The sequence below is a fragment of the Vibrio scophthalmi LMG 19158 genome, from assembly GCF_000222585.1.
In the GTDB taxonomy this organism is placed as follows: domain Bacteria; phylum Pseudomonadota; class Gammaproteobacteria; order Enterobacterales; family Vibrionaceae; genus Vibrio; species Vibrio scophthalmi.
Genome location: NZ_AFWE01000040.1, coordinates 42,548 through 57,263, shown reverse-complemented (window position 1 = coordinate 57,263; position 14,716 = coordinate 42,548). Strand labels below are relative to the sequence as shown.

Annotated in this window: 9 protein-coding genes; 5 read left to right on the top strand and 4 right to left on the bottom strand. The window is 43.2% G+C overall.

Translation table 11 applies throughout. The features are described 5' to 3' along the window. Positions 1-43 precede the first annotated feature (43 nt). Genes RH88_RS02090 through RH88_RS02070 form a run of 5 tightly spaced genes read left to right on the top strand, consistent with a single transcriptional unit; the run spans position 44 to position 8,596 of the window. Positions 44-1,747 (top strand): class I SAM-dependent DNA methyltransferase, encoded by a 1,704-nt coding sequence (locus RH88_RS02090; RefSeq protein WP_005593130.1) that lies wholly within the window; start codon positions 44-46, stop codon positions 1,745-1,747. After that, positions 1,737-3,026, top strand: a complete 1,290-nt coding sequence (locus tag RH88_RS02085) for a restriction endonuclease subunit S (protein ID WP_005593129.1) — start codon at positions 1,737-1,739, stop codon at positions 3,024-3,026. Before RH88_RS02090 ends, RH88_RS02085 begins: the two co-directional genes overlap by 11 nt. Continuing rightward, positions 3,027-4,331 (top strand): FRG domain-containing protein, encoded by a 1,305-nt coding sequence (locus RH88_RS02080; RefSeq protein WP_005593127.1) that lies wholly within the window; start codon positions 3,027-3,029, stop codon positions 4,329-4,331. Between the two features lie 57 nt (positions 4,332-4,388). Beyond that, on the top strand, positions 4,389-5,324 hold the full coding sequence (locus RH88_RS02075; RefSeq protein ID WP_005593126.1) for a COG2958 family protein: 936 nt from the start codon (positions 4,389-4,391) through the stop codon (positions 5,322-5,324). A gap of 17 nt (positions 5,325-5,341) precedes the next feature. Next, the gene (locus RH88_RS02070) at positions 5,342-8,596 is read left to right on the top strand and encodes a type I restriction endonuclease subunit R (RefSeq protein WP_005593125.1); all 3,255 of its coding nucleotides are present in this window, start codon (positions 5,342-5,344) and stop codon (positions 8,594-8,596) included. Positions 8,597-8,663: 67 nt separating this feature from the next. Here the strand turns inward: RH88_RS02070 and RH88_RS02065 are convergent, their stop codons facing one another. Genes RH88_RS02065 through RH88_RS02050 form a run of 4 tightly spaced genes read right to left on the bottom strand, consistent with a single transcriptional unit; the run spans position 8,664 to position 14,655 of the window. Then, positions 8,664-9,152, bottom strand: coding sequence for a hypothetical protein (locus RH88_RS02065; RefSeq protein ID WP_005593124.1), 489 nt, complete (start codon positions 9,150-9,152; stop codon positions 8,664-8,666). A gap of 15 nt (positions 9,153-9,167) precedes the next feature. After that, positions 9,168-11,177, bottom strand: coding sequence for a hypothetical protein (locus RH88_RS02060; RefSeq protein WP_005593123.1), 2,010 nt, complete (start codon positions 11,175-11,177; stop codon positions 9,168-9,170). Further along, positions 11,177-13,018 carry a hypothetical protein gene (locus RH88_RS02055; RefSeq protein ID WP_005593122.1) on the bottom strand — a complete coding sequence of 614 codons (1,842 nt, stop codon included), beginning with the start codon at positions 13,016-13,018 and terminating at the stop codon, positions 11,177-11,179. Before RH88_RS02055 ends, RH88_RS02060 begins: the two co-directional genes overlap by 1 nt. Further along, entirely contained in the window at positions 13,015-14,655 is a 1,641-nt protein-coding gene (locus tag RH88_RS02050) for a site-specific integrase (protein WP_005593121.1), read from the bottom strand. Before RH88_RS02050 ends, RH88_RS02055 begins: the two co-directional genes overlap by 4 nt. Between the last annotated feature and the right edge of the window lie 61 nt (positions 14,656-14,716).

Below are 14,716 nucleotides of genomic sequence, written 5' to 3'. Positions count from 1 at the left end.
CTGGTAGAATGCACGCAACTTTTTCGAATCAAAGAAAACCGAAATGAACCAACAAGAACAACTATTCCTGAAAGAGCTTGAAAGCAAGCTTTGGACAGCGGCAGACAAGCTGCGCTCAACGTTAGATGCAGCACAATACAAACACGCTGTACTTGGCTTAATCTTCGTTAAATACGTATCTGATGCGTTTAAGCTGCGTCAGGAAGAGATCAAAGCAGACCTTGCTAACCCTGATCACGAATACTATCTAGACCCTGCTGACTTCTCTGAAGAGGAATTGGCAGCCGAGATCGCAGTTGAACTTGAGCAGCGCGACTTCTACACCGAGAAGAATGTATTCTGGCTACCAACCGAATCTCGTTGGCAGTTCCTACAAGGTAACGGCCCACGAATGATTGGTGGTGCTGATCTTGAGATTGACGGCAAGGTGAAGAAAATCACTTCTGTTGGTCACCTGATTGATAACGCACTTGAGGGCATCGAACGCGATAACCCGAAACTGAAAGGTGTGCTGAACAAGTCATATTCTGCTTTGAAAATTGATCAAGCGAAGCTGAATGAGCTAATCAACTTGATTGCCACAATTCCATTTGTTCACGCAGACCTAAACAGTAAAGATATCCTTGGTCACGTTTACGAATACATGCTTGGTCAGTTTGCACTGGCTGAGGGTAAAAAAGGCGGTCAATTCTATACGCCAGCGTCCATCGTATCGTTGATTGTTGAGATGATTGAACCGTTTGAAGGTCGCGTGTATGACCCTGCAATGGGTTCTGGCGGCTTCTTTGTGCAATCAGAGAAGTTCATTGAGCGCAGAGCAAACCAAAAAGAAATTGACCCGCTGACACAAAAGCAGAAGATTTCTATCTACGGTCAAGAATATAACCACACCACATGGCAGCTAGCGGCAATGAACATGGCTATCCGTGGTTTGGATTACGACTTCGGTAAAGAGCCTGCGAGTACCTACACCAACGTTCAGCACCCTGATTTACGTGCCGACTTCATCATGGCGAACCCACCATTCAACATGAAAGAGTGGAATACGGGCGTTGATGATAACGACCCTCGCTTTAAGTACGGTAAGCCGCCAGCAGGCAACGCCAACTTTGCTTGGATGCAACACATGCTTCATCACCTTGCTCCAGATGGCTCTCAAGCGCTGCTATTGGCAAACGGTTCGATGAGTTCAACCACCAACAACGAGGGTGAGATCCGTAAAGCGCTTATCGAGAACGATCTTATCGAGTGTATGGTGGCGCTACCGGGTCAACTATTTACCAACACCCAGATCCCAGCGTGTATTTGGTTCTTAACCAAAAACAAAACCGCTCGCACTGATAAAGCAGGTCGTAAACTGCGTGCTCGTAAAGGTGAAGTGCTGTTTATTGATGCGCGTAACCTTGGCTACATGAAAGACCGCGTACTGCGTGATTTCACCCGTGATGATATTCAGAAAGTCGCCGACCTTTACCATGCTTGGAAAACAGGCGCAGAAGTCAATGGCATCGCTTACCAAGACCAAGCTGGCTTCTGTAAATCAGCAACGCTTGAAGAAATCACCAAACACGATTTTGTACTGACTCCGGGACGCTACGTTGGTGCAACTGAAGAGCTAGATGACGGTATTCCATTTGGTGAGAAGATGGCGACGCTAACCGCTAAGTTGAGCGAGCAGTTTGCAGAATCCGCAACGCTAGAGGCTGAGATCAAGAATAACCTAGCGGGGTTGGGTTATGCGCTTTAAAACTGATGAGCTAACAAGTTATGTTTCGAGAGGTATTGCCCCTAAGTATACAGATATCATCGATGGGGCGGCTACTGTAGTTAATCAAAAGTGTATTCGAGATTATCAAGTTAATCTCGAACTCGCCCGTTTAAATGATCTATCTAAGAGAAAGGTGCCTACAGAAAAATTAGTGCAAAAATATGATGTACTTGTAAATTCGACAGGCGTTGGAACATTAGGGCGTGTTGGTCAATTTTTAGGTAATGAAGCTAATCTTACGGTAGATACTCATGTAACTATTGTAAGACCAGACAAGGACGTAATTGATCCATTATTTTTTGGTTATTTGATGAAGTCAAAGCAAAGTTTGATTGAAAGCTTTGCAACGGGAACAACTGGTCAAACGGAACTTTCTCGTGATTCAATCAAAGAAATGGAAGTCTCGTTTGTCGAGAACCGAGAACATCAACAAGCAATAGGTAATTTTTTACTCGCCATCGATCGTAAGTTGCAGCTAAATAAAGCTACCAACCAAACCCTAGAACAAATGGCACAAGCCATCTTCAAGTCATGGTTTGTCGATTTCGATCCAGTAAAAGCCAAGATGGCTGGTGAACAACCAGAGGGTATGGATGCGGCCACTGCCTCGCTATTCCCAGAAAAGCTAGTTGAGTCTGAATTGGGTTTGATTCCTGAGGGGTGGGAAGTAAGCACCTTATCAAGCTTGATTCAGCTTACTGGTGGCGGAACTCCAAAGCGTTCGGAAGAAACATATTGGAATGGTGATATCCCTTGGTTCTCAGTTAGAGACGTACCATCGGGAAGCAATGTATTTGTTGTTGATACCGATGAAAAGATTACCGAACTTGGTCTAAATAAATCCTCGACTAAGTTGCTTCCGAAAGGGACAACAATTATCACAGCTCGTGGTACGGTCGGTAAACTAGCCCTAGTCGGTACTGACATGTGTATGAACCAGTCTTGTTATGGCATTCGAGGTAAAGAGGTTGGTGATTTCTACAATTACTTTAATTTGAATGAGGCGGTAAGCACTCTTCAACGCAATACTCACGGGGCTGTCTTTGACACGATCACTACCAAGACATTTGATACCTACTCAATGGCATTTAGTGGAATTGAGCTTGCTAATAAATTTGACGCATTAGTTGCTCCTCTCCTCCAAAAGATTGAGGCAAATGTACGCCAAAATATAGAGCTTTCAACTCTACGTGACACACTGCTGCCTAAATTATTGTCAGGAGAATTAATCCCAAGCTCGATGGTGGAGGAAGTATAAGTGACCTCAGTTTCATCAATTGAAGAGCATTACGAAGAGCAAGAAGAAAAATATTATCTAAATCTCCCTGTTTGGCCTGAGTTTAAAGTACACAATAAAACCATTGATGGAATGATACCGTCATGCCGATTAGAGTCTTGGGAAGATTTTGATCAAGTGGTAAAACACTACTGTGATAACGATGCTGAAGGAAACTATGTATTTAGGGGGCAAAAACACTATACGTGGCAGTTGGAACCAACATTAGATCGATTAGTTAATGGGGCTGTAACTAAAGATATTGCAGAGAAGCAGCTACATAATTTTCGTCTTTCGACTAGAGGACGAATTAATGATAAAGCAATATTGAGCAGTGATAGTGAACTGTGGGCATTAGGTCAACATCATGGATTGGCGACCCCTCTGTTGGACTGGAGTCGTTCGCCTTATGTTGCTTTATTTTTTGCTTTTGAAGGTGCAGATGATCCTACATGGATAGAAAATAGCGGAGAGTCGTCAAACTACAGCAGAACGATATTTGTATTGAATAAGTCTTTTATACAAGCCCTTGCGGGTACTGGTAGGTCAGAAGATGGTTCTGTTCTCAAAATTGTTGAACCATCAATAGATGATCACGGGCGACTTGTTAATCAGGCGGGATTATTTACCTTTTCACCATATGGTGAAACATTAGAGTCTGAATTAGAGCGTCACTTAATAGAATTTGGCGTAGATACTAATAAGGATGAAGAACTTTCGGAATACATTTGCCGAATTCACATCCCTAATGATGCAAGCACTAGAAATAGTTGTTTAAAAAAATTACATAAGATGAATATTCATCACGCAAGTTTGTTCCCAGATTTGATAGGTGCCTCTGGTTATTGTAACGATCTGATCCGTGAAGCATTATTAGCGCGCCAGCCTAAGAAAGAAGAAAGTGAGAACAAGGTAATACCTCAACCTCCGTTAACATCAGTACCAACGTCGTCTTGGGAAAAACATAGGCTTGAACCCACTAATACAAAGGTAGCTTTGCTTGAGTCACTGGTCGTTGATGAGTCAATTCGTGGACAATTTTCAGCAGAGGACTTGGGGAAAGTTATTACTGACTTACTCTCATTCATAAACGAAAAAGCAGGCGTCGATTGGTATAAAAAAGATGCCACCTTAGCTCGTTTAAGAAACATGATTCGCAGAGATTTAAGAAAGCTGAATTTTCCTGACGATTTTATTTCACCAGCAGCAAATGCAGTGATCTCTTCTGCTGCTGAAATGAGTGAAGCAGCAGAAAAAGAAGGGGCAAGTAAAGATGGTACTTTCTAAATTGCTTTCGGGCGAAATCGAGTTAGGGTCAAGCGAAGAATTGGTTGAGGCTATCTAATGGCGACCCGAGTAGAAATGATTATAGAAACGCTTAAGGCGCATCCTGAGCAAAAATTTACTGCTCGGGATTTAGCTAAAGTGTTCATTGAACGCTATCCAGCCGAGATGGCAGAAAAGCAAACCAATCCAAGATATGACACCACTGAAAAGTTAATCGCACAACTTGCGGCAGAAATCGGTGGTGAACGCACAGTTGCGGCAAAAAAAGTTTGTCCGAATGTGGCAACACGGGATAAACCGAGACCTCGTATTTATTTTTGGAATGAGAATCCTGAGCAGGACACGGTCAGCTTATCAACAGATAGTGAAGATGCCGATGTTCCAGAAGTGAATACGCCTCTCGTTGTTCAAAGCTTCAGTGAACATGATTTATATCCATTGTTAATCGAATTTTTGAATAAAGACCTTGGGCTGTATTGCCAGCGTATTGATGAACGAAAGTCGAAAAACTCACATGGGAATGGCGGGAATCATTGGCTGCACCCTGATGTAGTGGCGCTTGAGCCTCTCGACCAAGGTTGGGATGAAATTGTGCGCAGTTGTGTACGTAGCGGCAATCATAGCTCGGTTCGTTTATGGTCATTTGAAGTTAAAAAGCACCTGACGAAAGGCAACGTGCGCAAATACTTCTTCCAAGCCGTTTCAAATTCTAGCTGGGCAAACTTTGGTTACTTGGTTGCAACAGGCTTAAACAGTGACGTTGAAGCAGAACTCCAAATGCTATCCAGCCTACATGGTATTGGCGTGCTTATTCTCGACACCGAGTCACTTTTTGATAGCCAAATACTCATACCAGCCCAAGAACGCAATAACGTAGATTGGCAGTCGGCTAATAGGATTGTCGCGGAGAATAGAGATTTTCATCACTACATCGAACAGGTTGGGATCTACAACCAAACTGGTCGTTTGATTCATAGTGCTTGGAATAAATAATAAGGAAGAGAGTGGTCATGATCACAGAAGACCAACTAGAACAGCTCTGCCTTGATTGGTTTACTGACCAAGGCTACCTATACAAAAATGGCTACGACATCGCCCCTGATGGCGATTCACCAGAGCGTGATGATTACCACCAAGTTGTGTTGAAACAGCGCTTACTGGATCGTTTAGAGGTGTTGAACCCTGAATTGCCACAAGAGAGCTTGGATGTGGTGGTGAATACGGTAAGTACGCCAGACACGCCAGTGCTGATTAAAAGCAACCGCGCTTTCCACAAGTACCTGATTGAAGGTGTGCCTGTTGAGTATACCGTGTATGAAGATGGGGAAACGAAAACCAAGCACACCCATGCACGCTTAATGGACTTTACCAATCCAGATAACAACGAATTTCTGGTGGTGAATCAGTTCACCATTACAGGTCAAAAAGGCAATCGTCGCCCAGATGTAGTGGTGTTCATTAATGGTTTGCCGATTGCGGTTATCGAGCTGAAAAACCCAGCCGACGAACACGCAGACATTTGGCATGCTTACAACCAGCTTCAAACCTATAAAGATGAAATCCCTGATCTGTTCGTTTTCAATGAATCTTTAGTTGTGAGTGATGGCTGGACGGCGCGTGTTGGCTCTCTCACTGCAAACAAAGAACGCTTTTTACCTTGGAAAACTGTGTCTGGTGAAGACGATAAACCGCTTTGGGATTACCAACTTGAAACCATGGTTAAGGGTTTCTTCAAGCCTGATTTGCTGCTTGATTACATTCGTTACTTTGTTTTGTTCGAAACTGACAACGACACCGTTATCAAGAAAATTGCTGGTTACCACCAATTCCACGCCGTGCGAGCGGCAGTCGAGGCCACAGTACGTGCAAAACAAGCCGATGGCGAACTTCCTTTAGTTGCTGAAAGCATGGGGCAGTACCAAGTTCAAGCGACAAAAGGCTTAGATAAAATCAAGCCCGGCAGTGGTAAAGCGGGTGTGGTTTGGCATACGCAAGGCAGTGGTAAAAGTATCTCTATGGTTTGCTACGCAAGCAAACTATTGCAACAGCCTGCGATGAACAACCCAACGATTGTGGTAGTGACAGACCGTAATGATCTTGATGGTCAGCTTTTTAATACCTTTGGTATGGCGCATGAAACGCTTAAGCAAGTGCCATCACAAGCAGACGGTCGCGATAAACTGCGTGAATTGCTGCTCTCTCGTCAATCTGGCGGCATCATCTTTACCACTATCCAGAAGTTTGCCCTACTTGCAGAAGAAACAGAGCACCCAGTGCTATCAACGCGTGCCAACATCGTAGTGGTATCGGATGAAGCGCACCGCAGTCAGTACGGCAACAAATCAAAGTTGGTGGACGTGAAAGACGCTAACGGCAATGTCATCTCTCAAAAGTTTGTTTACGGTTACTCCAAGTACATGCGTGATGCGCTGCCAAATGCATCGTTCATTGGCTTTACGGGAACACCCATTGCTATGGATGACAAAGACACCCGTGGCGTATTTGGTGAGTACGTTTCTATCTATGATATTCAAGATGCGGTCGATGATGGTGCTACGGTGCCAATCTACTATGAGTCTCGCTTAGCCAAGCTTGATATTAACCAAGCTGAAATCGAGCAGCTTAATGACCAAATCGAAGATGAGATCGGTGAGGATGAAGAGACTGCGAGCCGTGAGAAAATCAAATCTCAATGGGCAACGCTTGAAAAGCTCGTCGGTGCTGAGCCACGTATCCAACAAGTAGCTCAGGACTTAGTGAATCACTTTACCACGCGAACCGAAACGTTTCCCGGCAAAGCCATGATTGTGGCGATGAGTCGTGAAATCTGTGTCGACCTCTATAATGCGATTGTTGCCATCAAACCAGAGTGGCACAACGATGACCCTGCTAAAGGGGCTATCAAGATTGTCATGACGGGAAGCGCATCTGATAAACCTAAGATGCAGCCGCACATTCATGATAAGAAAACTAAGAAGCTCTTTGAGGCGCGATACAAAGATACTCAAGATGAGCTTCAATTGGTGATTGTACGTGATATGTGGCTAACAGGCTTTGATGCGCCGTGTTGCCATACCATGTATGTCGATAAGCCAATGAAAGGTCACAACCTGATGCAAGCTATCGCACGCGTAAACCGCGTTTTTAAAGATAAACCGGGCGGTCTGGTCGTTGACTATATCGGCATCGCCAATGAGCTGAAAAACGCACTCAAAACCTACACCAATAGCCAAGGTAAAGGGCAACCAACAGTCGATACTGCTGAAGCCTTTTCCGTGCTGATGGAAAAGGTTGATATCGTTCGCGGCATGTTTGCGACTCCAGTTGATGGTAAGGTATTTAACTACCGTCCTGACTTCGAAACCGAGGCATTACGCTTGCTGCCTGGTGCAGTAAACCACCTATCAGGTTTGTCACACACAGATAGCAAAGGCAAAGAAGTACGCGATGGCAAACGCCGTTTTCTTGATGTGATGGCTGCGTTAGGTAAAGCGTATTCGTTGTGTAATACCATGGATGAAACGCGTGGTTACAAGAACGAAATTGCCTTCTACTCTGCGATTAAAGCCGCGTTTATGAAGCACTCTACCGTTGATAAAAAGCGTACGGATGAAGAGCGAAATACGGCTTTGAAGCAAATCCTCGACAATGCTGTGATCGCTGATGGTGTCGATGACATTTTCTCAATGGTCGGTCTTGATAAGCCTAACATCGGTTTGCTTTCTGAAGAGTTCTTAGAGGACGTGAAGAACATGAAGGAGAAAAACCTTGCTGTTGAGCTGCTTGAGAAGCTTCTGCGTGATGAAGTTAAAGCACGGATGAAGAACGATGTGGTGCAAGAGAAAAAATACTCAGACCGCATTTTGACGACATTAAACAAGTACCACAACCGTAGCATCGAAACAGCTCAGGTCATTGAAGAGCTAATTCAATGGGCAAAAGAGATGCAAGAAGATGCAGAGATGGTCGATAAGCTTAACCTTTCTGTGGATGAGATGGCGTTCTACCGTGCTTTGGTTGAAAACGAGTCCTCAGTTCGGGAGCTGGGCGACGATGATTTACGTAACTTAGCGATTGAACTTACTCTGCAACTTCGCAAATCTGCAACGGTTGACTGGCAGAAGCGTGAAAGCGTTCGCGCTCGCATGCGTAACCTAGTACGCCGACTACTGCGCCGCTGGAAGTACCCGCCGGATGCCGCAGAGGAAGCAATCAAGCTTGTTCTTGAGCAAGCAGAAGTGCTAGCTGACGGTTGGTACATATAAGTAGATGATAAAGGCAAGGTAGATACCTTGCCTTTTTAATAACTATACCATGCTTCAAGCTTGGTATTCACTTCTGAGTATGGTGCTCATACTCCACCACATCATTCGCAAGTTCTTGCTGAAGCTCAAACACTCGAAACATAAGAGACTTGTTTAGCTTTTCTAACTCATCATTGGTGGCGATAAGCTCATCTTTTTCCCTTCGATAATCCTCTTTGAGAGCCACCTGTCGCACTAACTCTTCTCTGAGGCTGTCAATTTCACTCATACCTTCAGTTAAAGGAGCCTCCAAGTCCGTAGGTTGAGGGCTGTCTAGTGCTTTGTTATATGCTTCGATAGCGGGGTTGGCAACTTTATCGACAAACTCTTTAAATTTATGGATATAACTTCGCCCTAACCCAGCTTCATTGTTGATCTTGTTCAGCGTTAAGCGCCCCTTTACCTTGGTGCGCAACGGCTTGCCATTCAGAAGTCGCTCTAAAGCCTTTTGGAGCTTCTCTTCACCTGATAACGACTTTTCTTCTTGTGTTAATACCTTTAAGGCATCTTTATTCATCACAAACTCCTTAGTCTAGTTAGACTGATCTAGAATGGCATCATCAAACGGCGTGTAAGGGATTTGATGCTTTTTCAGAGTCAACTCTTCCACTTGTATTTTCTGCTTCAACGCAACCAGTATTGAGCTTTTGATAGGATCTCCAGTGTTAAGATTTGTAAATTTTGAAATCAAACGCTCTCGCTGCTTCGCGATATACTTGGCACCTTTATCTGTGACTACCTTATGCTCACACTCTTTTATTTCGGCTCTGAACGGTTGGGTGCCGCAGACTCGATCACAAGAGCCATTGGTGCAGTAAGCGCCGCTTGGCAATTGAATGATATGAAAGTTGCCACGACGAATATTCTCTTCGATTTCTCCACGGGTCATGATGATACTTTCACCCGCCTGAAGTTTATTCATACGCTCAGCCATGATCTCTTCACCTTTAGCACCACTTAAGGTAGAGCTTTGGTTGTAAATTTCATCAAAGATATCAATTCCTAAATCAATGCCTGCCTCTTTTAAGTCCTCTAATACGTCATCATCCATAAGGAGGTCATTCATCTGCGCAAGCACTGCATTGTTGGCATAATAGCCAGACATATTTATATTCTGGTGTTTAAACTGAAACTTGACACCAGAAGCGGTGCCGAAGCCATAACGCACAAAAAATACAGCAAAAGAACGTCGAAAATCATGTGAACTCAATCCTGTATAAGTGCCACCAACTTTCAACTCACCTTCACGAGTTGGGTTGAGGATGTTGAACTCTTCAACATCCTCAATCGTCGCTTTATAATTCAAGTTTTTAATGAATTTCTTCAAAGCTCCAAATGGAGCAAAAATATAATTATGACTTTTCTGTCTCGAAGCTTTGGGAACCAAGAATGCTGAAGTCAGTTGCTTTCTCATATGAGAGATCATCTCTGGCGCTTCACCTTGCATCTCTTTTTCCTCGACAGATTCAAGGTAAAATTGACGTGTAGATTCCAGCATGTCATGAGCTAACTCTAATGCTGTTTCCGCTACAAAATGTGACTGCCACGTAACAACTTCCGGTATTGCATTATTCCCTTTGGTTGTCTCTCCTGTTAGTAGAGTAACCATGTTCCCATTAACAATTGTCTGATCAACACTATGCTTACTGAAGCTACAAGCTTCCCCAATTCTGACTCCTGAGAAACCCTGAACGACTACCAAGCAACTAGTCAGAATGTCAGCCAAACTTGCCGCATGCAGATTTACCTTAAAATCAGGGACGCTGTGGGCAATTTTCCTTATATGCTTTCCAAACCTCTGTTCGATGGCTTTCGGTTCCATCGAAAGTGTTCGACCTGAACCTTTGCCTCTGGTTACAAACTTTTCTCCCGCCTTAGCTCGTCTCATAAGGTCATATGCCTCTCCCATCGCATTAGAGATCTCATGGCGGTACGGATGATACTTTTCCACAACACTTAAAGCATGATTCATTATGTGTTGGTGCAATCGATGAGGTATCGCAACATGCTGTTGAGCCTGTTTACTTGATGCACAACGCCGAAGAGCTTTAGCGTCAACATACGAAGAAATTAGACCTATAGCAGCCAGTTTATTTAAAGCATTAAGAATCTGACCAACATAAGCCTTACTAACATTCTTTGCTTTGAGTTTACGAAGAAATGTTTTCCATGCTCTATTTTGTTCCAATTGATGCCACTTCGTACTATCCAAAAGGTTTGCGATACATGACAATGCTTGTTTCAGAATATTCATCTGACTGACTGATAACGGTAAAGTATCCCTTTTAGAGTGGTGGTAGAATTTGTACAAAGCGTCCTGAATGCCTTCAACATACTCTGGAGCCATCCCCGTAAAACGGAGCGAGAGTGAATGCCTAATACCAACCACATGCGAGGCTGAGAAGTCCCATTCATCAACATGATATGGTTTTCTTTTAGCGTTGATGCTATCTAGTTCCTCAATCAAGAAAGCCCGTTTAGATGCAGAAGCAAGCACAATAGGCAAGTTGGCACCAAGCTCACTTCGATTCTCACCTTTCATTAAAACACCTCTAGTAAGTCAGTTAAGCTATATCCATCACTGTATAGCGGATGAGGGGCTTCACATTGCATCTCTTCCGCTTTGGCATAGTTGCTTGGTGAGACCTCTTTAAACCGCGTTAAAATAGCCTCAATTGTATTGCACAACTTGTAAAACTTATCTGTTGGTAAGCTATTTATCTCTGGATATTCCTTCATCTCTTGCAGCGTTTGGTTGAAGGACAACATTAGCCAAATATCCTCCACTTCTGATACCAATCGGTGATGCTGGCACTCAAAGCATCCTAAGAAATCCGTACAGATTGCTTCTTCTGGTTGAACGATACCTAGCTTTTCTAAATTCTTTTTTACTGTGTTGGCAACACCTTGGGTCGGGTCAGTACAACGAGTGCCAATAGGTGTTTGCTTGTCATTTTCTTTTTCTTCTTTACGTAGATTTTTGTAATCATAATCACTTAAGACATCAGAAAATTTAAACTTTGCATTGTTCGCTGCATCATGAATATCAGTACCATTTTTAACTGAATCATAAAGAGCTTCAGTTGATGCCGATAAACCATTTTTATGGTCACTCTCGTTACCATCTGAGTAACTAACCTTGATCGTTTCAATTGAGTTGTTCGCCGACATCGAAACCAACCAGAGGTTCTGTGTTACTTTCATAAGTACATCTATTTTGGTTTGGCGCAATTTAGACGGTGTGACATGAACTAAACCCAATTTTTTAGTCAAGTTATTGACCGCATGCTGAACACCCCTATTGCCTGCAACTCCGGCGGATTTAACTTCTCCTGATTCCATAAAATATGGGAACACCCAGTCGGTGCCAGAGTGTTTCTGAAGTTTCTGAGAGACTTCCATCCACTGGTGAAAGAAGTCTTGAGCCTTAACATGAAAGCCAAGAGATGTATCGATATCTAAATAGTTAGCCCGCGCTTTAGTCATATCAAAATACACTTTGCCACCAGATCGACTCGTGAACCTTACATCGCTAAAGCGCAAACTTAAAAGAGGCGTAGTATTTTGCCCTGTAAAACAGAACGCGAGCATGGCTGCCAGTCGAGAAAAATGATTACGTGTAGAATTTTCACTCCTCACTGCATGCTTAAAAGCCCTTTTATTTAAGTTCCTTGTTGTGGCAGACCATCCTTCTTGTTCCGCCACTTTGCTAAACAACTCTTCGTGCCATAATGGATGAATGTCGAGCCTCACCCCATCCCCAAAACTCTTCCTGAATTGACCAAACGCAGCAATAAAACGTCGAACCAAAGGCTTTAATTCACTATCAGCATCAATGCCTTTGTGTGAATCAGTGTTTTTCTTCACCCCAGCAACCGTTCCCAGTATCTTTGCGTCATTATGACGACGGTTGGATTTAAGCATAAAACTCAACATCGCTTTTGCTTTTGCCCATGTAGATAGCTTTTCTTCACCTCTATTACATTTTTTTTGGTGATACTTCATGTAAGCATGACACAAGTCCATATGAAAATAGTCACCATCAATTGGACTTATACAAGCATCATCAAGCCAACGAATGTAGATTTTCAAATGATCAAAGTGTGTTTTTCGTGTACTGTTAAACCCCGCTTTAAAAATACGGTACGCTTCGCGAGTAAATGCCTCCCTTTCAACCACAGGCACATAATCTACACCATTAATTTGGGTTCCTTTCTTCGAGTAATTTGGTACTCCCTTGTATAACAGTTGATCAATGTGAGATGTAACTCCATTAAGCTTCAACTTCAATTGTGATAAATGAAGGGGCACCACCGTTGCTGATGGTTGATCATAAAAATCATTCTCAAGGAATACAGATTTTGATTTGTTTTTGCGGATCATTCTGGCTCTACAATATTATTATTCTTCTGATATGTAATTTCCGCCTCAGGCAAGTTTTCAAGCTCATCTTCGCTATCAAATACACCAAGGTAGCTCAATACATCTTCCCAGATTTCATCACCTGTTGGCTTATCCTGAGCGATTTCTAAATAAAGTAGTGTGGTTGATAGATCTTCATGCCCAAGTAACGATGAAACCTTTGCTAAAGCTTCATCGGCATCAATTTTCTTGAGCAAGGCTCGAAACGTGGAGACCGCAAAAGTGGAGCGCAGGTTGTGGATGACGGCATCAACGTCATTTAGCAGCTTCATGCTCGCCGTTTTCCTAACCTCATTCCATCGAACATTAATTTCTTCGGGCTTCTTATAAAGTGGCACCCCTGAATTACTAACGAAAAGGTATTGTTTGTGTTCATCAACACCATCAATGCCATCAAAATAGGCATCGTTACCAGCTTCTCTTTCGGTTCTACATCGCTCCTTAAATTTAACTAATCGCTTTTTGTATCTAGGAGAGTGCGTGTAGTGGTAAAGCTCCTGCATCAGCGAGCTAGGTATGATGGTGCGTCGAGATTTATTGTTATAGCCACCTGTGGGGTCTTTCGTCAGAGAGCCATACTGGTCACCAACACCGAGTCTCAATATAGGGTTTGAAGAGTTTGGCTGCACAATCTGCCCCAAATGCAAACTTGCTCCTTCTTCTTTTCGTAAACCTGTATAGCGCAACAAGCGAAAGAACAGACAGTATTCCTCAGGTAAACTCACAAACTTGTCTTCACGCTTTACGTTCTTAATAACTCGTTTGGTGTGAGCAAGAATATTCTTTATCTCTTGCCACTCGCTATTTGTCAGCGGCTTTAAATCTCGACGGGAGTTCGGCAGTTTGCCGCCATCGTTTTTTTTAGATTTAGGAAAACTCAGTCGCATATCTGTGGATTGCACCACCTTACGCCTACGCACCTTCATGTGAGTGCCATTGTTCTCAATATCAACAACGTATGTCTCGTATTTAAATGGCGGATTGTTGAATCGCATCCCTTTTCGAAGGTGGTACGTATAGAATTCCACCACAGAGCGCACGTATGCCGAAGCTGTCGTTTTGGCTAGCCCAATCCCCTCGATAGTTGTCTTCTTAATAGCGTCTCGATACATGTATGTAGCGCGATGGTGCTCTCGGAGGCTAAATTTATCCCACGCGGGTCGAGGAGGATCGATTAAAGGGTCATAGTCTTTATTATCGTATCTGCTATCCCAGTTAGCTTGGGCATCCAGAATAAATCTAAAGTAATGCGTTAACGCTTTCGAGGCTTGCTGAGATTCTTCTTTGCCGTCCTGTATGTGCTTAGCAAGGATGAACTCATTGACACAATCTAATGGTTGATATGAAAGCAACTTGCCAAAAGTGTAAACCTGATTTCCATTATGATCTCTCACTGGCTTACCACTATCACTTAGCATTGGCTCTCTCTTGTAGCCAACAAGATTTAAAAAAATAACCTTCTTAATATGGGTATGGTTTTCCTTGTTACGAGAGTATTCATATTGATATTCACCATTGTCATCAATAAGCACCAGTGGAGTTCTATAAGTGAAGTCGTTTAGTGTTTTTGTTTTGATGTCGTAGATAATCTCAGTCATTAATGTGTCGCCAGCGCCCTATAAACTAACCACAATTATATCAGAAATTCACACCTTTCAA